The 23,215-nt window shown below is 35.9% G+C and carries 17 protein-coding genes, 2 tRNA genes, 1 pseudogene and 1 other annotated feature; of the genes and pseudogenes, 2 read left to right on the forward strand and 18 right to left on the reverse strand.

Annotation, left to right across the window (positions count from 1 at the left end; translation table 11 throughout):
• Positions 1–76: 76 nt before the first annotated feature.
• From yihA to NSS71_RS12185, 14 genes are all read right to left on the reverse strand, one after another.
• A complete protein-coding gene (yihA, locus tag NSS71_RS12120; RefSeq protein ID WP_047943566.1) occupies positions 77–664 on the reverse strand; it encodes a ribosome biogenesis GTP-binding protein YihA/YsxC in 588 nt (195 codons plus the stop codon).
• Complete coding sequence (gene lon / locus NSS71_RS12125) at positions 661–2,988, reverse strand: endopeptidase La (RefSeq protein ID WP_047943565.1); 2,328 nt, start codon at positions 2,986–2,988, stop codon at positions 661–663. The genes yihA and lon overlap by 4 nt, the downstream gene beginning before the upstream one ends.
• A gap of 522 nt (positions 2,989–3,510) precedes the next feature.
• The gene (gene lonB, locus NSS71_RS12130; protein ID WP_047943564.1) at positions 3,511–5,184 is read right to left on the reverse strand and encodes an ATP-dependent protease LonB; all 1,674 of its coding nucleotides are present in this window, start codon (positions 5,182–5,184) and stop codon (positions 3,511–3,513) included.
• A gap of 396 nt (positions 5,185–5,580) precedes the next feature.
• Positions 5,581–6,846 (reverse strand): ATP-dependent protease ATP-binding subunit ClpX, encoded by a 1,266-nt coding sequence (gene clpX / locus NSS71_RS12135; protein WP_047943563.1) that lies wholly within the window; start codon positions 6,844–6,846, stop codon positions 5,581–5,583.
• A gap of 364 nt (positions 6,847–7,210) precedes the next feature.
• The gene (gene tig / locus NSS71_RS12140; RefSeq protein ID WP_047943562.1) at positions 7,211–8,497 is read right to left on the reverse strand and encodes a trigger factor; all 1,287 of its coding nucleotides are present in this window, start codon (positions 8,495–8,497) and stop codon (positions 7,211–7,213) included.
• A 215-nt stretch (positions 8,498–8,712) separates the two neighbouring features.
• Positions 8,713–9,735 carry a tetratricopeptide repeat protein gene (locus NSS71_RS12145; RefSeq protein ID WP_047943561.1) on the reverse strand — a complete coding sequence of 341 codons (1,023 nt, stop codon included), beginning with the start codon at positions 9,733–9,735 and terminating at the stop codon, positions 8,713–8,715.
• 185 nt (positions 9,736–9,920) lie between these two features.
• Positions 9,921–10,511, reverse strand: coding sequence for a 3-isopropylmalate dehydratase small subunit (gene leuD / locus NSS71_RS12150; RefSeq protein WP_047943560.1), 591 nt, complete (start codon positions 10,509–10,511; stop codon positions 9,921–9,923).
• A gap of 14 nt (positions 10,512–10,525) precedes the next feature.
• Positions 10,526–11,938, reverse strand: a complete 1,413-nt coding sequence (gene leuC / locus NSS71_RS12155; RefSeq protein ID WP_341151734.1) for a 3-isopropylmalate dehydratase large subunit — start codon at positions 11,936–11,938, stop codon at positions 10,526–10,528.
• Positions 11,939–12,203: 265 nt separating this feature from the next.
• A complete protein-coding gene (gene leuB, locus NSS71_RS12160) occupies positions 12,204–13,304 on the reverse strand; it encodes a 3-isopropylmalate dehydrogenase (RefSeq protein WP_047943558.1) in 1,101 nt (366 codons plus the stop codon).
• Between the two features lie 47 nt (positions 13,305–13,351).
• The gene (locus tag NSS71_RS12165) at positions 13,352–14,887 is read right to left on the reverse strand and encodes a 2-isopropylmalate synthase (RefSeq protein ID WP_061798685.1); all 1,536 of its coding nucleotides are present in this window, start codon (positions 14,885–14,887) and stop codon (positions 13,352–13,354) included.
• Positions 14,874–15,896, reverse strand: a complete 1,023-nt coding sequence (ilvC, locus tag NSS71_RS12170) for a ketol-acid reductoisomerase (RefSeq protein WP_061798688.1) — start codon at positions 15,894–15,896, stop codon at positions 14,874–14,876. Before ilvC ends, NSS71_RS12165 begins: the two co-directional genes overlap by 14 nt.
• A gap of 48 nt (positions 15,897–15,944) precedes the next feature.
• Positions 15,945–16,463 (reverse strand): acetolactate synthase small subunit, encoded by a 519-nt coding sequence (ilvN, locus tag NSS71_RS12175; RefSeq protein ID WP_047943555.1) that lies wholly within the window; start codon positions 16,461–16,463, stop codon positions 15,945–15,947.
• On the reverse strand, positions 16,460–18,175 hold the full coding sequence (gene ilvB, locus NSS71_RS12180) for an acetolactate synthase large subunit (protein ID WP_047943554.1): 1,716 nt from the start codon (positions 18,173–18,175) through the stop codon (positions 16,460–16,462). The genes ilvN and ilvB overlap by 4 nt, the downstream gene beginning before the upstream one ends.
• A gap of 125 nt (positions 18,176–18,300) precedes the next feature.
• Positions 18,301–18,554 (reverse strand) — a binding site (T-box leader).
• 431 nt (positions 18,555–18,985) lie between these two features.
• Entirely contained in the window at positions 18,986–19,177 is a 192-nt protein-coding gene (locus tag NSS71_RS12185; RefSeq protein WP_047943553.1) for a YolD-like family protein, read from the reverse strand.
• 531 nt (positions 19,178–19,708) lie between these two features.
• Here NSS71_RS12185 and NSS71_RS12190 point away from each other — a divergent pair.
• Positions 19,709–20,104, forward strand: a complete 396-nt coding sequence (locus NSS71_RS12190) for a general stress protein (protein WP_047943552.1) — start codon at positions 19,709–19,711, stop codon at positions 20,102–20,104.
• Positions 20,105–20,464: 360 nt separating this feature from the next.
• Here the strand turns inward: NSS71_RS12190 and NSS71_RS12195 are convergent.
• From NSS71_RS12195 to NSS71_RS12210, 4 genes are all read right to left on the reverse strand, one after another.
• Positions 20,465–20,538, reverse strand: a tRNA-Arg gene (locus NSS71_RS12195).
• Positions 20,539–20,704: 166 nt separating this feature from the next.
• A tRNA-Arg gene (locus NSS71_RS12200) sits at positions 20,705–20,778 on the reverse strand.
• A 131-nt stretch (positions 20,779–20,909) separates the two neighbouring features.
• Positions 20,910–21,419: a metallophosphoesterase family protein gene (locus NSS71_RS12205; protein ID WP_047943551.1), complete on the reverse strand. Its 510-nt coding sequence runs from the start codon at positions 21,417–21,419 to the stop codon at positions 20,910–20,912.
• 6 nt (positions 21,420–21,425) lie between these two features.
• The gene (locus NSS71_RS12210; RefSeq protein ID WP_047943550.1) at positions 21,426–22,031 is read right to left on the reverse strand and encodes an XTP/dITP diphosphatase; all 606 of its coding nucleotides are present in this window, start codon (positions 22,029–22,031) and stop codon (positions 21,426–21,428) included.
• Positions 22,032–22,368: 337 nt separating this feature from the next.
• Here NSS71_RS12210 and NSS71_RS12215 point away from each other — a divergent pair.
• Positions 22,369–23,148 (forward strand): annotated as a pseudogene (locus NSS71_RS12215) (alpha/beta fold hydrolase).
• The last annotated feature ends 67 nt before the right edge of the window (positions 23,149–23,215 follow it).

A 23,215-nucleotide genomic window follows, 5' to 3' on the forward strand; every position in this document is an offset into this window, starting at 1 on the left:
GAAAATATTTCATTTATACACAAATATAAAAAGCGACTCACTTTTCAACCTTACTAGCTGATGTGAGTCGCTTTTTTTATTTATTAGCTAAATGCTCTAGTAATGACCAAACTTTATCTTTACCTTCTCCAGTTTCAGAAGAAAATAGGATAAGGTAATCATCTGCACTTAGTCCTAATGTTTCTTTTGTTACCTTTAAATGTTTTTGCCATTGAGATTTTGATATTTTATCGGCTTTTGTCGCAATTACCACACATGGAATCCCATAATGCTTTAAAAAGTCGTACATTAAAATATCATCAGCAGTTGGCGGATGGCGAAGATCTGTAATTAAAACTACTGCTTTTAATTGTTCTCTTGAGGTGAAATACGTTTCCAGCATTTTTCCCCATGCTTCTCGTTCCTTTTTCGAAACTTTTGCATATCCATAACCAGGTACATCTACAAAGTGCATGATTTCATTAATTAAGTAAAAATTTAATGTTTGTGTTTTCCCTGGTTTCGAGGAAATGCGAGCTAACGCTTTTCGCCCAAGCATGCGATTAATGAAAGAAGATTTACCAACATTCGATCTACCCGCTAAAGCAAACTCTGGCAGATTTCCTTCCGGATATTGATTGGGTTTTACGGCACTAATTACTATTTCTGCTTGATTTACTTTCAAAGATTTACACTTCCGTTCAACGCGTGTTTTAATACTTCATCTACATGTGAAACAAGGATAAAGTCTAGTTCTTCTCTTACACTTTCAGGAACATCATCGATATCCTTCGCATTATCTTTCGGGATAATAATTGTCTTTAATCCAGCACGATGAGCACCAAGAGATTTTTCCTTTAATCCTCCAATTGGAAGAACACGGCCTCTCAATGTTACCTCTCCCGTCATTCCAACCTCTTTCTTGATTGGCTTTCCAGAAAGAGCAGAAACAAGTGCGGTTACCATGGTGATTCCTGCAGATGGACCATCCTTTGGAACAGCACCTTCTGGAACATGAATATGAATATCATATTTCTCATGGAAATTCGCATCAATGCCCAGCTCTTCCGATTTAGAACGTATATAGCTGAATGCCGCTTGGGCAGATTCCTTCATTACATCCCCTAATTTTCCCGTCAAGACTAATTTACCTTTTCCCGGTGCCAAGGATACTTCAATTTGCAAAGTATCACCGCCAACTGTAGTATAGGCAAGGCCAGTTGCTACGCCAACTTGATCCTCTTCCTCTGCTTGACCATAATGAAAAATTGGCTTACCTAGGAAATCCTCCACATTTTTAGCTGTAATAACGACTTTTTTCTTCTCAGCTGTTACAATCATTCTTGCTGTTTTGCGGCAAATTGTAGCTAATTGTCTTTCTAAAGTACGTACTCCCGCTTCTCTAGTATAGAGACGAACAATTTTCTGGAATCCATCTTCTCTAATTTGAAGCTGTGCTTTCGATAATCCATGATCTTTAATTTGTTTAGGCAATAGATGATCTTTCGCAATATGAATTTTCTCGATTTCTGTATATCCAGCTATCGAGATAATTTCCATTCTATCACGTAATGGACCAGGAATGGTAGCTAAATTATTAGCTGTTGCGATAAACATAACTTTCGATAAATCATAAGTTTCTTCAATATAATGATCACTGAAGTTATGGTTTTGTTCTGGATCAAGTACTTCTAGCATGGCCGAAGAAGGATCACCGCGGAAATCATTAGACATTTTATCAATCTCATCTAATAAAAATACTGGATTAATGGTTTCTGCTTTTTTCATTCCTTGAATGATTCTTCCTGGCATCGCTCCAACGTAAGTTCGTCTATGCCCTCTAATTTCTGATTCATCACGCACACCACCTAAAGAGATGCGGACAAAGTTACGATTTAAAGAACGAGCTATCGAACGAGCAAGACTTGTTTTCCCCACTCCAGGAGGTCCTGCAAGACAAAGAATGGGTCCTTTCAAAGAATTTGTCAGCTTTTGTACAGCTAAATACTCCAATACCCTTTCTTTTACCTTTTCTAAGCCATGGTGATCGTCATTAAGGATTTTTTCTGCCTTAATAAGATCCAAGTCATCCTCTGTTGCATTGGTCCATGGTAATGCCAAGAGCCAGTCAATATAATTGCGGATGACAGAACTTTCTGCAGAGGTGGAAGGAATTTTTTCATAGCGATCTAATTCTTTTAATGCAGTTACCTTTACATGGTCTGGCATACCAGCCTCTTCAATTTTTTCAAGCAGTGTACTGACTTCGCCAGTTTTGCCATCTTTGTCGCCTAATTCTTTTTGAATGGCTTTCATTTGTTCGCGTAAATAGTATTCCTTTTGTGTTCTTTCCATTGATTTCTTTACGCGCTGACCTATTTTCTTCTCGAGGTTTAACACCTCTTTTTCGTTTTGAATAATGTCGATAACATAATTCATTCTCTGCTTATTATTTAAAGTTTCTAAAATTTGCTGTTTTTCTTTTAATTTAATCGGTAGATGGGAAGCAATGATATCAGCCATTCTTCCAGGCTCTTCCATATCGGAAACAGCTGCATATGTTTCATGCGATATTTTTTTTGAAATTTTTATGTATTGCTCAAAATATTGAAGCATTGTTCTCATTAATGCTTCATCTTCTACGTCTTTGGTAGTTTCTTCTTCAAACAAACGTAGACTTGCAGCAAAATAACCATCTTCCTCTATCAATTCTTCTAATTCTGCTCTTTGTACCCCTTCAACAAGAACTCTAATTGTTCCATTTGGCAGCTTTAACATTTGCTTTACCTTTGTTAAAGTTCCCATTTTATATAGATCCTCTTCTTCAGGTTCATCTATATCCATATCTTTTTGCATTGTAAGAAAAATTAAATGGTCTTCTACCATTGCTTTTTCGAGAGCTTGCACTGACTTATCACGACCAACATCTAAATGAAGCACCATCGTTGGATAAACCAGCAAACCTCGAAGCGGCAGGAGGGGGACTACTGTTTTTTTATTTTCCTCCATCACGTTGCACCTCCAGCTTTAAAAATCTCTTTCCTTATATCGCCTATTTCTAATCATTATTTACCACATAGGCTCCCTTTGCATTCTAATGCTTTGTACAATTCTATCTTATTTATGAAAATGTGTCTATTAACTAGGGTTATTAGACAAGCCGTAAAAATAGAACTACTTTTCTCCCTCGATTTTTTTGCTGATCCTTATGGATATGGCTCCTTAAAGAAAGCAGAAAGATAAAAAGAGAAGATTGCAATTAAAAACAAGCCTTCCTTATTTAAAATGGCTTATTTAAACGATTTCCATTCAAGAAAAAAGACTGTTTTTATGCTTATACATATATATTCAATTATATAATAATAATTGGATTTATGAAAATATAGCCTTCATTTAGAGGGATCTTTCTGCACGAAATACATATAAAGCTCGTTTAGATTATTTTCCGCAAAAAAAACGCCGACTAACTCTCCCTATACCGAATTAGCCGACCATGACAATGCTTTATTTAAGTAGCATTTTAGCTTAAAATTAGATACTATCTTTCTTTGATAATGCAATGGTGGAAGCTGGGATTGCTTCTTCTTTCCATTCTTCTTTAAGGAGCGCATTCTCCAACACTTCATTTAATGTTTGCACAGGTATAATGGTGATATCCTTTATTTCCTCTAATATCGCCTGCATATTTTCCTGCGGGATAATAACTTTTTGAACGCCCGCAGCTTTAGCAGCTTTCACCTTTGCAACAACTCCGCCAATAGGCTTCACTTTTCCGTGAATACTGATCTCACCAGTCATCGCTACTTGGCGATCAACAGGTTGCTTGTAGATCGCTGAATAAATCCCTGTAGCCATTGAAATGCCCGCAGAGGGTCCATCAATTGGTATACCGCCTGGAAAGTTTACATGAATATCAAATTGATCAGCGGGAACATCCATAGAACGTAAAACAGTAATGACATTTTCAATGGAACCCTTCGCCATACTTTTCCGTCTAATAGACTTGCCTTGTCCACCAATACTCTCTTCCTCGACAATTCCCGTAATATTTATGCTTCCTTTTCCATCTTTTGCTGGAATTACCGTTACCTCAATTTCCAACAGTGCCCCGATATTAGCACCATATACTGCTAGTCCATTAACCGCTCCAATAACGGAATGGTTATTAATTTTCCTTTCCATTCTTGGAGAAAGTTGACTAGAATGAATCACCCATTCTACTTCATCATCTTTTATAAAATCACGATTTTCTCCAATTGCTAGTCCAGCAGATATCTGGACCATATTAACAGCCTCTCTTCCATTTCTTGCATATTCAGAAAGTGTATCAAGGGCTTTCTCACTTATCCGCATCTTCACCTTATCAGCAGCTTTTTTGCCAATTTGAATCACTTCTTCTTTCGTTAATTCTCGAAAAAATACTTCCATACATCTTGAGCGAATTGCTGGAGGTATTTCGTTTGGCGTTCTTGTCGTTGCCCCTATTAACCGAAAATCAGCCGGAAGTCCATTTTTAAAAATATCATGTATATGAGAAGGAATTTGCGTATTCTCTTCATTGTAATAAGCACTTTCCAAAAAAACTTTTCTGTCTTCTAACACTTTTAGAAGCTTATTCATTTGTGTAGAATGTAATTCTCCGATTTCATCAATAAATAGAACACCACCATGTGCATTTGTAACAGCACCTTGTTTTGGCTGTGGGATTCCAGCTTGTCCCATGGCTCCAGCCCCTTGATAAATCGGATCGTGTACAGAACCGATTAATGGATCCGCTATCCCTCTTTCATCAAATCTAGCTGTCGTAGCATCTAATTCTACAAATACAGAGTTTGGTTTAAAGGGTGACTTCTGATTTTTCTTCGCTTCTTCTAATACAAGCCTAGCTGCCGCTGTTTTTCCAACCCCTGGTGGTCCATAAATAATGACATGTTGGGGATTGGGTCCACAGAGAGCGGCTCTTAAAGCTTTGATTCCATCTTCTTGTCCCACAATATCTGAGAAGCTTGTTGGACGTACTTTTTCAGAAAGAGGTTCCGTTAATGATATGGCGCGCATCTTTCTTAATTGATCCATTTCTTTTTTTGATTCCCGATCAATCGAAACTTTTTGGGTTCTCTGGCTTTTTAATAAATTCCAGAAATATAGTCCGATGATAATTCCAAAGAATAGTTGTACAAATAAAGCAATCTCCGCCCAACTCATAAAAAAATTACCTCCTGAAATCTTGTTGTTTTAAAACTTCGCACATGTATTAGCTCAAGTTTCCTTCAATGGTTAGCGATATGTATCTATCCCTACAGCTTGGATGGGAAGGAATTTTTTTTAGACTGAATGCCAGCATTTAATTCGGCAGTCATATCAGTCTATAAATAAATTCTTCCATAAATACTATATACAAATTGTGCCTTGTCTATAAAAAATAGTATCTCCTTCCCTTTGTTGGAATAAACAAGATTTCATGGAAAAAATATATAGGAACGATAAGATAATTGATGATTAGAAATTGAGTATGATCTTGGAGGAATTGTTGCATCCTTCTACTTTCACCAAAAAAAAGAACCAATGATAGATATCATTGATTCTTTCTTGTAACTGTTGTTAAGCTGAAGTTTTTGTTTCTTTATCCACCACTGTTCCATCTTCTAGAACAAGCTTAGGTGAAGCATTATCCGTTACTGTTTCTTTCGTAATGACGCATTTAACAATGTCTTCTCTTGAAGGCAGGTCAAACATTACATCCAACATAATGCCTTCGATAATAGAACGTAATCCGCGTGCACCTGTTTTTCTTTCAATTGCTTTTTTTGCAATTTCTTTCAGTGCTTCTTCTTCAAATTCTAATTCGACATCATCTAATTCCATCATTTTCTTAAATTGTTTTACTAATGCATTTTTTGGTTTTGTTAATATTTCCATTAATGCTTCTTCGTCTAATTGACCAAGACTAGCAATAACTGGAAGACGCCCAATAAATTCAGGTATTAACCCAAAACGTAATAAATCTTCTGGAAGTACTTTAGATAATAAATCTTTATCTTCTATTTCAGCTTGTTTACCATCAGAACCAAATCCAATTACTTTTTGACCTAGGCGTCTTTTAATGATTGGTTCAATGCCATCAAATGCTCCACCACAAATAAAGAGAATATTCGTTGTGTCAATTTGAATGAATTCTTGATGAGGATGCTTTCTGCCACCTTGGGGTGGAACACTTGCTACGGTACCCTCTAGAATTTTTAATAATGCTTGCTGAACCCCTTCACCGGAAACATCACGTGTAATAGAAGGATTTTCAGATTTACGTGCTACTTTATCAATTTCGTCGATATAAATAATACCCTTTTCTGCTTTTTCTACATCATAATCTGCAGACTGGATTAATTTCAAAAGAATATTCTCGACATCTTCTCCTACATATCCAGCTTCTGTTAGACTAGTTGCATCTGCAATAGCAAATGGTACATTTAATATTCTTGCCAATGTTTGGGCAAGAAGTGTTTTACCGCTACCAGTTGGTCCGATTAACGCAATATTACTTTTTGATAATTCTACATCATCAATTTTACTATTTGAGTTAATACGTTTGTAATGATTATACACTGCAACAGAAAGAGCCTTTTTCGCTTGATCCTGTCCAATTACATATTCGTTAAGAATATCGCGAATTTCTGCTGGCTTTGGTACATCTTTAAATTCTACTTCTTCTTCTGTCCCTAATTCTTCTTCTACGATTTCTGTACATAGTTCTATACATTCGTCACAAATGTATACACCAGGTCCAGCAACTAATTTACGAACTTGATCCTGTGTCTTTCCGCAGAATGAACATTTTAGCTGGCCCTTTTCGTCATTAAATTTAAACATGCCTTCACCCCTTAAAACTTCTTTTTGTATATTTTTACCGTTACGGATTATTATTTGTTCAGAAACAAATTTTACTTTTTTCAACAGTTATGTATTGAATTGTATCACATGATAGTAATGTACAGGAAATAATACAACTCGGATTTGCAGTTCTCTATCATCCAATAACGGTAAAATGGATATACTTCTTTAATCATAACCAGATTTCGCTTCTTTAAATCTGGAAAATTATCTCTTATTTGATTGTATTCTCCTGTACGGTTAGAGTAACTTATTTTATAGTTACCCATATTATATGTTATTTAACACTAATATAAAACTAAGGCACGAAATAGTCGCGCCTTAGTTTTTTTACTTACTTCTATTATGCAACAGTTTTACTGTTTTCTACAAGGAAATCGATTGCTTTTCTCATTTTTATGTCCATTTGTAAGTTTTCAACGCCGCCTAGTGCTTGTTTAATAGCATCTACTGGCATATTGTACATTTGAGACATATTTTCAAGTTCAGCATTCACTTCTTCTTCTGTTACTTCGATGTTTTCTGCAGCAACGATTGCTTCAAGTGTTAAGTTTGAACGAACACGCTTCTCAGCGTCTTCTTTCATTTGATCTTTAAGTGCTGCTTCATCTTGTCCTGAGAATTGGAAGTATAGCTCAAGATTCATCCCTTGCATTTGTAAACGTTGTTCAAATTCACTCATCATGCGGTCAATTTCTGTATCAATCATTGCTGATGGAATATCCATTTTCGCATTTTCAGAAGCTTTTTCTACAACTGTATCACGAACTGTGTGCTCTGCTTGATGTTTTTTATCATTTTCTAAACGAGTTTTAATTTTTTCTTTTAATTCAGCTAATGTTTCTGCTTCTTCATCTACATCTTTAGCAAATTCATCATCTAATTCAGGAAGTTCTTTCCCTTTGATTTCGTGAACCGTTACTTTAAATGTAGCAGGCTTACCAGCTAAATCTTCAGCATGGTATTCTTCAGGGAATGTAACTTCAACTTCAGTTGATTCACCAGTTGCAACTCCCACTAATTTTTCTTCAAATCCAGGGATAAATTGACCTGAACCAAGTTCTAATGAGAAGTTCTCAGCAGTTCCACCTTCAAAAGCAACTCCATCTTGGAATCCTTCGAAGTCGATAACAACTGTATCTCCTAATTCAGCAGTTCCTTCTTCTTTTACTACTAATTCAGCTTGTTTTTCTTGCAATGCTTTAATTTCTGCTTCTACTTCTTCATCTGTAACTGTTGTTTCTACAGCAGGTACTTCTAACCCTTTGTATTCACCTAATGTTACTTCAGGTTTAACAGTAACAGTTGCTTTGAAAATTAAAGATTTTCCTTTTTCGATTTGTTCTACATCGATTTCAGGACGATCAACTGGCTCGATTCCAGTTTCATCAATTGCATTTGCATAAGCTTCTGGTAAAAGAATATCAATTGCATCTTGGTATAAAGACTCCACACCAAAGCGTTGTTCAAACATTCCACGTGGAATTCTACCTTTACGGAAACCTGGAATGTTTACTTGCTTAACTACTTTTTTAAATGCTAAATCTAAACCTTCGTTTAGTTTTTCTGCATCTAATTCAATTGTAAGAACACCGCGGTTCCCTTCTAAAACTTCCCATTTAGCTGACATACTATAAATTCCCTCCAACAATCTATTCTACTTTTTCATTACTTCTACTAATGTATAGATTAACTTCTTTATTCTTGTTTGGCTACTATTTCTATCGAAACAGAAAGAACCTCCTAATGGGAAAAAAGTTATCTAGTAAGAAATATGCATCTTCGCATTTTCTAAATGCAACCATTACATTATATCATAGGTTCTAGTTGTTTCAACATCCTTGCCTAAATATTAGGATAAGAAATTTGCTCCAACTGATAAATAAACGTTTTTGCTTGTTCAAATTCAGTCTCATCTAGTTCATATAATACAAATATTTCTTCCTCATCCTCTTGGCCAAAATATTGGTTTACAACTGCATGATAAGCCGCAGCCCATGTTTCATCCTTGTATTCTTCTAGTGCAAATGGGTAAAGTAAAAACATTTGTCGATCAATTAACATTTTAATATTTTCAAATAAAATAGGGTTATTACTTTCCACATAATCAACAAGAATAGTAATAATTTTCTTATATTGTTCCTGTTCCTTCATATCCTTTAGTGCTGTTGGTTGTATGACAATCTTTCGGTCAAACTTCTGAATTTCTATTTCTTTTTCATATTCTTGCTCTCTTAAAATATTGATTAGCATCGTTTTTAAAAAAGGATTTTTCTCCATATCAAGAAGATACTGCTTTACTTCTTCTATATATGCACGAATATTTTGGCTGGACATTTTAGCTATTTGCAGCATTTCTTCCTGTGGATCACCTAAGTTCATTAAGCTATTATTTATGTCTTCAGATTCCTCTTCTCGATAATCATCTGTTTGCGACTGGGATGCAGACTCAGCCATTTTTCTACTAAATAAAAGCATTTTAGAGAAATGCTCTATTTTATTTGCTGGGATTTGGTGTTCTTCTAACAAACCTTCAATCGTAGTAACTATTTCTTCATATTCATGTAACTGGACCAGAATCATAATATACAATTCAAGTACATGAATATAGTCCCCGTCATCTTGTTTCAGTGTTTCTTTCGCTAGATGTTTTGCCTGTTCCAACAATCCTAATTCATAGTAAGCGAGAATGAGTCCAATGTTTATGTCACGATGAAATGGATTTCGCTCTTTTGCTTCTTCTAAAAATAAAATAGCCTCTTTGAATTGCTTTTCTTGAATTGCATCTAGTCCTTTTTGCAATAACCGTTTATCTAAATCGGGAAAAAAAACAACGTTATCCTTTTTTTCCTGCTCCCGTTTCTTCATTCTTTTAACCGCCTATACATATTCTATTTGTTGCTAGTGTAGCTTTTTTTTCTCTCAGATGCAACTTGACTCTTCCATAATGTGGTTGCAGTAATTTTTTCAATCTACAATAACCATAAAGCAAAAGGAAAGACCCTTAGAAAATAATAATGTGATCTCCTAAGGGTCCTATCTATTTCATTCGATTACTTTGAAATGGTTTTATTTTCGTATTCTGCTATTTTATCACTATATTGAAGGGTGATTTCGATTTCATCCCAGCCGTTAATCAACATTTTTTTCCAATATGGATGAATAGAAAATGATGTGGAGAACCCTTGGTCATCCTCTACCGTTTCATCTTCAAGATTTATATCAAGAAAATAGGGTTGACTTTGGGCAGCTTTTAAAAGATATTCTACTTCGTCTGTCTGCAATTGAATAGGAAGCATCCCATTTTTCAAACAGTTTTGATAAAAGATATCTGCAAAAGAGGGAGCAATAACAACGGAAAAGCCAAAATCCTGCAATGCCCATGGTGCATGCTCTCTTGACGATCCACATCCAAAGTTTTTATTCGCAATTAAAATAGAGGCTCCTTGATTTTCAGGTTGATTCAGTTCAAATTCAGGATTCGGTTCGCCATTTTTCAAATAGCGCCAATCAAAAAACGCAAATCTACCAAATCCAGTCTTTTCGATACGCTTCAAAAATTGTTTAGGGATAATTTGATCTGTATCCACATTTACTCGATCCATTGCTACTGCTTTATCATAAAGCTTCTTAAAACCACTCATAAGAGACTCCTCCTTTACACTGTTGTTTGTAATTCTGCATTCATTTTGCGAATATCAACAAATCGCCCATTTAACGCTGCTACTGCTGCCATTGCAGGACTGACTAAATGGGTTCTAGCACCAGCTCCTTGCCTTCCCTCAAAATTACGATTAGAAGTGGAAGCACAATGCTCACCGCTTGGAACTACATCGTTATTCATGCTTAAGCACATACTGCATCCTGCATCCCGCCACTCAAACCCTGCTTCAACAAACAGTTTATCTAGGCCTTCTGCTTCTGCCTGTTTTTTAACTTGCTGTGAACCTGGTACAACTAGTGCTCTTACTCCTGGAAAAACTTTTTGTCCTTTAATCACCGATGCAGCTTGTCTTAAATCTTCTATTCTTGAATTCGTACAAGAACCAATAAACACATGCTGTATCTCGATATCGGTGATCGCCATTCCTTCTTTTAGACCCATATATTGAAGGGCACTATGTAAAGCGCGGCGATCCGTTTCCTCTTGGTAAGAATCTGCTGTTGGAATCTTTTCGTCTACTTTAGCAGTCATAGATGGATTGGTACCCCAGCTTACCATTGGCGCAATATCATTGCCATCAATCGTGATAACTTTATCATAAATAGCATCCTCATCTGAAGCTAAATTACGCCATTCTCGTACTGCTTCCTCCCAATTTTTCGGCGCGTGTTTTCTGCCTTTTAAATAGGCAAAAGTCGTTTCATCTGGACAAATTAAGCCTGCACGCGCTCCGCCCTCAATAGACATATTACATATAGTCATTCTTTCTTCCATCGATAAATTGCGAATTACTTCCCCTGTATATTCAATAACGTGACCAGTTCCAAAGTTGACTCCATGCTTAGAAAGCACATAAAGAATAACATCTTTCGCATTTACACCAAATGCTAGATTTCCATTGACCTCTACTTTTAATGTTTTTGGTCTTGTCTGCCATAATGTTTGCGTGGCGAGTACATGTTCTACCTCACTTGTGCCTATTCCAAATGCTAGCGCCCCAAACGCACCATGTGTTGATGTATGACTATCCCCACAGACGATTGTTTTACCTGGCTGTGTTAATCCAAGTTCCGGACCAATCACATGAACAATCCCTTGCTCCGGACTTTGCAGACCAGCTAATGGGATATCAAATTCTAAACAGTTCTTTTCTAATGTCGTCATTTGATTTAAGGCAACTTCGTCATCTATCTTAAAACGGTTAATCGTTGGCACATTATGATCCATTGTGGCAAACGTTCGGTCTGGCCTTCTCACTTTGCGATTTTTCATTCTTAATCCGGAAAATGCTTGTGGTGAGGTTACTTCATGGACAAGATGCAAATCAATATATAATAAATCCGGTTTTCCCTCTTCTCTATGTACTACATGTTTTTCCCAAATTTTATCGATAATGGATTTTCCCATTACTTTACCCTCCAATCCATATTTTTTCCCTGTTGTTGATTAAAGGGCTGTCAAAGTATTCTTTTGACAAGCCCTTTAACATTCTATTTCTCTCTAATATTAGTCCCTTATCCAATCACTGCCACTTTTGACGAACTGTGTTTTTTTATATGCCTGTTGTGCAGTTTTCACATAAATTTGAGCTGTTCTCAAGGTGGTTTTCTATTTTTTTCAGCTAACTTGTTATCAGCCAAACTCATAATCCCACAGCATAACAGCAGCCTTTTTATATAACTTGTGTCACTTTAACAAGCTGATGAATTTCTTTCTCTACTGCTTCCACCATCGCAGTTGTCGAAACAATTTTACAATTCGGTGAAAGTATATCTCTTGTTCTATAACCTTGATTTAGAACATTATTTACCGCCTCTTCTATAATCGCAGCTTCTTTCTCCATTTGAAAAGATAATCGCAGCATCATACTTACAGATAAAATTGTCGCAAGGGGATTAGCGATATTTTCTCCGGCAATATCTGGAGCAGATCCGTGGATCGGTTCATAAAGATATGGTCCATCTGCTGACATGCTGCTAGATGCCAGCATTCCTAATGACCCTGTTAAAACAGATGCTTCATCGCTTAAGATATCGCCAAACATATTTTCTGTGACAATCACATCAAATTGTTTTGGATTTCGAACAAGCTGCATTGCTGCATTATCTACAAGCATATGTTCAAGCATAACATCTGGATATTTTTCCGCTATTTTGCTTGCGATTTCCCGCCATACTCTACTAGTCTCTAAAACATTTGCTTTATCAACAGATGTAACTTTTTTTGAACGCGTTTTAGCAATTTCAAATGCTTTCTCGATAACTCGCTCGATTTCTTCATTTTTGTATAATAGTGTATCTACAGCACCAGGTTTCCCATCGATAGTCGTTCGTTCGCTTGGCTTTCCAAAATAGATGCCGCCTGTCAATTCGCGGACAACAACCAAATCTACTCCTTCAATAATATCTGCTTTAAGGGGAGATGCTTCCGCCAAGCTTTCATAACAGGTTGTTGGACGAATATTTGCAAATAAGTTCAATTCTTTTCTTATTTTTAATAATCCTTGTTCTGGACGTTTTTCAACAGGAAGCGCATCCCATTTCGGTCCCCCTACTGCCCCTAAAAGAATTGCATCACTATTTTTACAAATGGCAATCGTCTCATTAGGCAATGGCGTACCTGTTTTATCTGTCGCGCATCCACCAATATCTGCGAATGTAATCTCAAACTGATGACTAAATAATGTCTCTATTGTTTGCAAAATCTTTATAGCGCCTGCTACTATTTCAGGTCCAATTCCATCACCTGGCAATACGGCGATTCTTTTTTTCATTTCTACTCGCTCCCTATATCAAAGCTTGATGTTTTAGCCACGGAATCCTACACCTTTTCAAGAAATTGTTCTTTGGCAAGAATCCCTCTATTAATCGCATTTATATAGGCCTTTGCAGATGCTATTAATACATCTTGGTCTAAACCTCTTCCAGTACTTTCTTTTTCGTCATATTGAACTCTGACAAATACTTGAGCTAACGCATCTCTGCCAGCACCCAGTGACTGAATTCGATAATCTTCCAACTGCACTTGGCCAGATATAGACATTTCCAATGTGTTATATAATGCTTCAACACTTCCAGAACCAGTGCCATGTTGAATAATCAGTTCATTTTTCGGACCGGAAATTTTCACTGTTGCATCTGCTTCATTATCATTTTTATGTTGAACCTTTACGTCCACTAACTCATAATATTTCTCTTCTTTAGCCAGCTTTTTCTCTAATACAATAGCAATAATGTCTTCATCAGAAATTTCTTTTTTATGGTCTGCTAAATCCTTGAATGCCATAAAAAGATCTTTCACATCTTCCTCATTCACTCCCAGCCCTAGTTCATTCAGCTTTGTTTTGAATGCATGGCTGCCTGAATGTTTCCCAAGAACCATATTATTGTTATTTACATTGCCTACAAGCTCTGGAGAAATAATTTCATAAGTCGTTTTCTCCTTAAGAACACCATCCTGATGAATACCAGATTCGTGAGCAAAGGCATTGCGACCAACAATTGCTTTATTTCCAGGAACTAGCATACCGGTTAATTCACTCACAAGTCCGCTTGTTCTACTAATTTCTTTTAAATTAATTCTTGTCTTTTCTTGATAATGATCATTTCTAATATGAAGCGCTACCACAATTTCCTCCATAGAAGCATTGCCAGCACGCTCTCCGATACCATTAATCGTACATTCTACTTGTGTTGCCCCATTTTCGATAGCTGCCAATGAGTTTGCTGTTGCCATCCCTAAATCATCATGACAATGAGTAGAGAGAGAAACTTTGTCAATAGACGGCACATTATTTTTTAAATATTGAAAAACTTCTCCATATTCGTTGGGTGTTATATAGCCTACTGTGTCTGGAATATTAATAATCCGCGCTCCTGCTTGAATAACTTCTTCTATTATTTCTGCTAAAAAAGGCAATTCTGTCCGACATGCATCCTCTGCACTCCATTGAATAACTGGGAATCTTTCGGCTGCATACTTTACAGCTGAAACCGCTCTTTCAATCACTTGCTCTTTCGAAAGTTTTAGCTTATATTCCCGATGGATGGGACTTGTTGCTAAAAATATATGAATTCTCGGTTCTGCTCCGTCTTTTAATGCTTCCCAAGCAGCATCGATATCGGATGTTACTGCTCTTGCTAGACCAGTAACAGAGCTATTTTTAATAGTGCGTGCAATTTGTTGAACAGATTGAAAATCACCTTTAGAGGCAGCAGGAAAGCCTGCCTCTATAATATCTACATTCAATTTTTCTAACTGTTCAGCAATAACCAGCTTCTCAGCCAAATTTAAATTTACGCCGGGAGATTGTTCCCCATCTCTCAATGTCGTATCAAATATCTTAATTTTTGCCACTACCAACCACTTCTTTCTTTCGCGAGCTTTTAACAAATGGCATCATTGCACGCAATTCTTTCCCAACCTTCTCGATTAGATGCTCGCTCTCTCTATCATTAATTGCGTTGAATACTGGTCTATTCGCTTGATTTTCAAGAATCCATCCTTTTGCAAATTTTCCTTCTTGAATATCTGTAAGAACAGCTTTCATTTCTTTTTTCACCTCATCTGTAACAATACGTGGTCCTGTTACAAAATCGCCCCACTGTGCTGTATCGGAAATAGAATATCTCATTCCCGCCATTCCATCTTCATACATCAAGTCAACAATTAATTTCAACTCATGTAAACATTCAAAATATGCTAATTCTGGTTGATATCCAGCTTCTACTAATGTTTCAAAGCCTGCTTTTACTAGTGCTGTAAGCCCTCCACATAAAACCGCTTGTTCACCAAAAAGATCTGTTTCTGTTTCTTCTTTGAACGTTGTTTCCAGCGCACCTGCACGTAATGCCCCAATCGCTTTTGCGTAAGCAAGTGCAAGCTCTCTCGCCTCACCAGTTACATCTTGATAGATTGCAAATAATGCTGGAACTCCTGCTTCTTGTTCATATGTTCTTCTTACTAGGTGACCTGGACCTTTAGGAGCAACTAATAGTACATCACTCTCACTTGGTGGGACAATTTGATTAAAATGAATATTAAATCCATGGGCAAACATTAAAGCTTGATTTGTTAAGTTAGGTTTAATTTCTTCATTATATACTTTTGTTTGTAATTCATCTGGAAGCAAAATCATCACAATATCAGCCTTAGCTGTTGCTTCTCCAACTGGGAATACGTCAAATCCGTCTTCCACTGCTTTATTCCATGAATTCCCTTTTCTTAACCCGATGATTACTGAAACACCACTATCCTTCATATTTAGAGCATGTGCGTGGCCTTGTGATCCATAACCAATCACTGCAACTGTTTTCCCGTTAAAATATCCTAAATTTGCGTCTCCGTTATAATACATTTTTGCCATGATTAATCTCCCTTTCGTCTGTAAAATTAGATTTATTTAATATTAGAATTAAACGATAGAATAGTTACTTTTATGAGCTGCTATTTTTTGAGAGCCACGAGGGAAGGCGGTTGTGCCTGTTCTAGCCAATTCTTTAATCCCATATGGTCTAAGCAGTTCAATAAAAGCTTCAATTTTAGATGATTCTCCTGTAATTTGAATAACGAGACTTTCTTTACTTACATCGATTACAGAAGCTCTAAATGGTTCAATTACAGAATATAATTCATGCCTTGTCTGCGGTGTTGCAAGTACTTTAATTAAAGCTAGCTCTCTTTGGACAATTGCTTGATCGGTGATATCCACCACTTTCAAAATATCAATCTGCTTATTTAGCTGTTTTGTGATTTGTTCAATGATGCCATCACTCTCAACATGCACCACACAAGTAATCCTTGAAATTCCTTCATGCTCCGTATGCCCTACCGATATACTTTCAATGTTGTAGTTTCGTTTTGAAAAAAGATTAGTAATTCGGTTTAACACACCAGATTTATTCATAACAGTTAGGCTAATTATTTTCTTCATGGCTTCATCCCTACCATTTCGTGTAATCCTTTACCTGGTGCAATCATTGGATAGACATTCTCATCTGGATCAATACGGAAATCCAATAACACGGGTTCTCTTATCGCTAACACTTCATCTAGAATATTAGCAGCTTCATCAACTGATGTGATCTGATATCCCTTTATTCCATATGCTTCTGCTAAAGCAACGAACGACGGTTGATAAGATTCTTTACTATGTGAAAAACGAGATTCATAGAAAATTTCTTGCCACTGTCTTACCATACCCAACGCCCGATTATTAAAGATAATAATCTTGATTGGCAAATTCAATTCTCTTATTAAGGCAAGCTCTTGACTGCACATTTGGAAGCCGCCATCCCCGCTGATTGCAAGCACTGTTGCTTTTGGATCTGCTAATTGCGCTCCAATACTGGATGGAAGACCAAATCCCATTGTTCCTAAACCTCCAGATGTTACCCATCGATTGGATTCTTTAAAATGATAGTATTGCGCTGCCCACATCTGATGCTGTCCAACATCTGTTGTAACAATCGCTTCCCCTTTTGTTTTTTCAAAGAGCATCTCCAATACTTGCTGCGGTTTTAGAAGATCGGATTCTTTGTAATAATACGGATACTCATTTTTCCAATTTTCAATCTTTTCTAACCATTCTTTATGGTCTGATTGCAAGCCTTTTTGCTTTATTAACATAGTTAATGCTTCTTTCGCATCTGCAACAATTGGAATTTTCGTTGGGATAATTTTGCCGATTTCTGCTGGATCAATATCGATATGGGCTTTAATAGCATTTGGTGCAAAATGAACTAGATTTCCTGTTAATCGATCATCAAATCTTGCTCCAACATTGATTAACAAATCTGCCTCATATAAGGCCATATTAGCGGCATAACACCCATGCATTCCTCCCATCCCAACAAACAACTTATTATCAGCTGGGAAACCGCCTAATCCAAGAAGCGTGTGTACAACTGGAATTTGTTGTTGTTCTGCGTATTCCAGTAATTCTGCACTCGCTTTTGCAAAATTGACACCAGCACCTGCCAAAATTACTGGTTTTTTTGCAGCACTTACAGCTTCAGTTAATTTTCGAATCTGCAAGTAATTCGGCTGTGTCTTTGGCTGATAACCAGGAAGCTCAATATCCTGTTCAGCAGGAACATCCGAAATGGTTGCAGCAATATCCTTTGGAATATCAATTAATACAGGACCAGGTCTTCCACTTGTCGCTATATAGAACGCCTCTTTAATGATTCGTGGAATATCTTCAAGGTTACGAACCTGACAATTATATTTTGTTATTGGGGTAGTGATCCCTAAAATGTCTGCTTCTTGAAAAGCATCTGTACCAATCACCCCTGTTGCTACCTGGCCTGTAAAGACAACTAGCGGTAATGAATCCATCATCGCATCGGCAAGCCCTGTTACAATATTAGTTGCCCCTGGACCTGATGTCGCAATGACTACTCCTGGTTTACCGGAAATTCTCGCATACCCTTCTGCTGCATGAATACCGCCTTGCTCATGTCTAGGTAGAACATGAAATATTTTCGAATCGTAGATCCTATCATAAATTGGTAAGACAGCTCCCCCTGGGTATCCGAAAATAAATTCTACATTTTCTTTCTCCAAAGCCTGCAATAAGAGATCAGCACCAGTTAACGGTTTCACTTGGGCCTTTGTATTTTCAAAGGCAGTCTCCTGTAACATTTGTATAACCTCCCTAAAATACTTTCCTTTTACTTCTTACTACTTTACATAAATACTACCAAGAAAGGCTTTGCTAATAAAAAAACCTTCCCACCTCCAATGATTACTAATGGTTTTTTAGTAAACAAAGGGGTGAAAAGGCATTTCCTTTCCACGGTACCACCCTCATTCATACACTAACGGATATGTGTATGCACTTTATGAACGGTTCGTTCTCTTTTGATAACGAGTGGAAACACTCGGTTAGCTCTAATAGGGAGACCTTTCAAGCTAACACTCTGAGGTGAGTTCATTAACTATTGGTTCACCGATTTACACCAACCACCGGCTCTCTTTGGAATCCAAATAGAAAACTACTTATCCTCTTCATCGAATTACTATATTTACTATGTTAAACAAAGTCAGTTTGTCATGTTGTCTTTTGGATGTTTTTACAAGTTAAACATCTTGTGTTTTTCATTTATTGAGGTTATCTTACGCTGAATTTAAACAAGAGTCAACACCATTTTTGAGAATTATTTGATTATTTAAACAACAATCCACTAATCAGGAAACGCTTACATTATTGGTCTATAAAGAATGCCTGTACTTTTTAATCGTTCAAAAAATTTTTTAAAATTCTTTTTTTACTGAAAATATATCTACTTTCTTACATTTTCATTTTCCTATGGTGCTCATTATAATAAAATAATTCTTTCTTTTAAAGAAAAGTGTTAAAAAATCTAACATGGTATTTTCATTATGGAACCTTCTCCCTAAAAAAAGAAATGCAATCGTTCCCGAAGAAAGCGATTGCATTAGTGGGTTAAATTAAGATACAGCACAAATATCTTGAATCCACGATAAGCGGATTTGATACGTATTTTCTTTGTCATCTTTTAAATCAATCGTTTGATCGATGAGATTTAACTTCTGAACCTGTCCTTTAATTGTTTCTAATAATCCATTCTTATAATAGTTAATGACTATAAGCCTACTTCTTCCTAATTCCTTGAGAATCATGGTGCATATCTCCTTCTACATTTTTTATATTAATGTTCATCTATTCACATTATTTCATTTCTTGTTTATTTAACTTAAATCTATTATACACAATAATAGTAAGCGTTTTCAAGTAATTTACGTGATTTTCTGAACATTATTTTTCTCACTTCCATTATTACCTATTTTATTTCTCTTTATACCTTTGCAGGTAATTTCATCATCCTCTTTCCTGGAAATTTGTATCCTGAAGGGATTGGAAATTAAGCGCGAACAAACACTTAAATAGGAAAGAGCTATATCTTTTCAACTCTTACATTGTTTGTTAAAAAAGATAACTAATAAAGAGCTTATAAAAGGATTTAATAAAGGATATTTCTCCATCATTATTCTAAAATAAGATAGAAGTATTTTCTTTCCATTTGAAAAACAAACTTGTCAACAATTATAAAAAGGAATCTTTTTTGCCAAAGATATTTACCGTTTATTCTTTTCATAAGTGGGAATATATACTATATGCAAGAATTAATTGTTTAAAGGAGGAATAGGTATATGACAAAAAGTATTGTAGGTATATATGATTCTCCTGAAGCTACAGTAAATGCTATTGAGGAACTACTCTCTAAAGGATATTCACCAAATCATATTTCCGTTATTACAAGAAGTGAACAAACTGCATTAATCGAGCAAGAGACTAATGTAGACACTGCAAGTGGAATTGATGAAGTAGAACCCACATCTTTTTTAGATCGGTTAAAGACTTTCTTTTCCGATACTGATACAGAGCCATATGAAAAAGAGTTACAAGAAGGGAAATACATTGTTCTTCTTGATAATGACGCCGAATCAGAAGAAGAGAAGCTAAATAAATTAAACTTCGATAATAATGAAGTAGAAGTTATGCCATCTCAAACGATGAATACAACAGTAGAACGCAAAAAAGTATAAATAGAAAAAGAGGGTGGACTAAACCCTCTTTTTTTTGAGATTAAATTCACCTCTATATGAAATCAGCATTTATTAAATAGTGAAGAATTCACCTCTAACTTATTCCGTTATAGTCAAGCCTCTAATTATAAAAAAGTCAATGCTCCGTTCCAAAGGATTTCGTTATCTACTTTATTTTAAGAAAAGTAGACCAGGAAGTAATTTCTTTTAATTAGGTGAAATTTATTCTTCTTGTACATAAAAATCCTTCAGTTACATTTAAAACTGGAGGTTATTTCAAGCACATTTAAAAATGCTTGGATAATAGAAAAAAGGATTCTGAATCGATGACCGAAGTCATGACAGAATCCTTAATTGGTACGTCCCAGGAGAGATTCGAACTCCCGACCGACGGCTTAGAAGGCCGTTGCTCTATCCAGCTGAGCTACTGGGACATGTTTTATTTGTAATTAATTATTTCAGCGATAACTACCTTTAATAGTATATCATATACCAGGTAATTAGAATAGTTCTTCTAAGCAAATCTTCTGGTTCATTATTCATCTGTAATACATACAAACGTACATCCTGAAACAATCTATTTAAATACTTACAAAAATACGTCCCAGGAGAGATTCGAACTCCCGACCGACGGCTTAGAAGGCCGTTGCTCTATCCAGCTGAGCTACTGGGACATGCTATGTATTTATTCGGTCCTTATGAGGACAATAGTTATTATATGATTATAGCAACATAAAGTCAATAGTTTAGTGAAGCTTTTTTTCCTAATGAGGAATTTTTTTCTTCCTCATTAGGAAAAAGCCGACTAAAAAGGAAATTCACTTGTTAATTCTGGTAGCAATCCACTATAAAAATCATAAACTTCCGTTACAAATCGGTCCATTTCAATAGTTAAAATAACATATGTTTGTTCTTTTCTTCCTCTAGGCAGTCTTAAACTACCGGGATTAATGAAAAGAACATCATCAACTACTTCCATCCCCAAGAAATGAGAATGGCCGAAACAGGCAATATTTGCTCCCACTTCCTTTGCCTTATACAGCAAGTTATTAAGGGAGGATTTGACGCCATATAGATGTCCATGTGTTAAAAAAATCTTTTTGTCTGCAATTTCTTGAGTGGTCTCTGTTGGAAATTTGTCTTCATAATCACAGTTACCTTGAACAGTAATATATCCCTTCATCACTTCTTCACTTGCTGATAGTTCAGAATCTCCACAATGCAGAAATAACTCGACATCTTCTTCATGTCTTTTTTTTAAAGTACCTAACTCGGATACCAATCCATGACTGTCACTTACAATCAAAATTTTCATCCAGTTCTATTTCCCTTCTTTAAAAACAGTCGGAAGCTGTTCTTTTAGTTTTTTCAATGCGTTTGCACGATGACTAATTTTATTTTTCTTCTCAGGCGGCAATTCCGCCATTGCCTTTTCTTCTGCTTCTACATAAAAGATTGGATCATAGCCAAATCCATATTCTCCTCTTCTTTCCTCCAGAATAACCCCTTCACAAGTTCCAGTAAATGTTAAGGAGTCTTCATTTGGAATCGCAACTGCTAATGTACAACAAAAACGAGCAGTTCGTTTTTCTAATGGTACACCCTCTAATTCATGCAAAACCTTGTCCATATTATCTTGATCATTCTTTTGTTCTCCTGCGTAACGTGCGGAGTATACTCCTGGTCTCCCGTTTAATGCATCAATAACAAGACCAGAATCATCTGAAATAACGACACGATTTAGCAGCTTAGAAATCGTTTCTGCTTTAAGGAGAGCATTTTCTTCAAATGTTGTTCCTGTCTCTTCTACATCTTGGACATCTGGGAAATCTAATAGTGTTTTTACTTCATAGCCAAGTGGTGAAAACATTTGTACAAATTCTTTTGCTTTGCCTGTATTCTTAGTTGCAATAATAATTTCTTTCATTGTAAAACTCCTTTAGTCTCTATTTGTTATTTTCTTATGTTGAACTATGTAAATTATGTACTTTCTTATAGTTTACTACGCTTAAAATCATCCGTCTAATATCAGTATATACCCTTTCTTTCTTATTTCCAAAGGCAGTTTTGTGAAGTTTATGCGATGATATCCATTCGCTCACCTACAGAAAGCAAACCATTATTCCTAGAATCACTTATCACTAAATAAAAATAACACCTTCAAATAAAATTGTTATTTCATTTGAACGAAACAATTTCACCCTTAGAACGTATTTATTATAACAAGCCAATTTATACCACTAATCAAAGAAAAGAGGTAAAACATGTCTTTACACTATCAGGAATATGGTGATAAAAGTGCTCCACTGATGCTATTTATACATGGTGGTGGAGTAAGTGATTGGATGTGGGATAAGCAAATTCAATACTTCACTCATTATCACTGTGTTGTTCCCCTCTTACCTGAACATGGATTGAATAATGATAAAGTTAAATTTACTATAAAAGGGAGTGCACAAGCATAAATTAAATTAGTGGAAGATAAAGCCAGAGGAAAGAAAGTAATCTTAATTGGATTTTCTTTAGGTTCTCAAGTCATTGTGGAAATGATCAGTATGAAACCAGATATAATGAATCTTGCCATAATCAATAGCGCTTCAGTTAGACCGATTTTATGGGCAAAGAAAATAATAAAACCTACTATTGCATTAACCTACCCATTAATTCAAAATAAAACCTTTTCCAAACTGCAAGCCAGTACACTATATATCAGCGATGACTATTTTGAAAAATATTATGAAGAAAGTTGTCAAATAAGTTCTGATACCCTTGTTCGAGTATTGGAAGAAAATATGTCCTTTCAACTCCCTAAAAATTTTGCAGAGGCCACTGGAAAAATATTGGTTACGGTTGGTGAAAAGGAAAAAGCCATGATGAAAAAATCCGCAAAAGATATTGTGGAGGCAAATTCGAATGGAATCGGCGTGATTATCCCTAATATTGGCCATGGAGTATCTTTCGCTATGCCTGATTTTTTTAATCATATGGTCGAAACGTGGATTCAAAAAGGTGTTTTACCAAATGAATGTAAAGTGATAAGGTAATATTTATTATTTGCTAAGGAAAGTTTTTGTCTCCTAAAAAATAACGCTCATACGAAGAAGGGGATAA

It is taken from the genome of Niallia sp. FSL W8-0951 (assembly GCF_038006525.1).
Taxonomy (GTDB): domain Bacteria; phylum Bacillota; class Bacilli; order Bacillales; family Cytobacillaceae; genus Niallia; species Niallia circulans.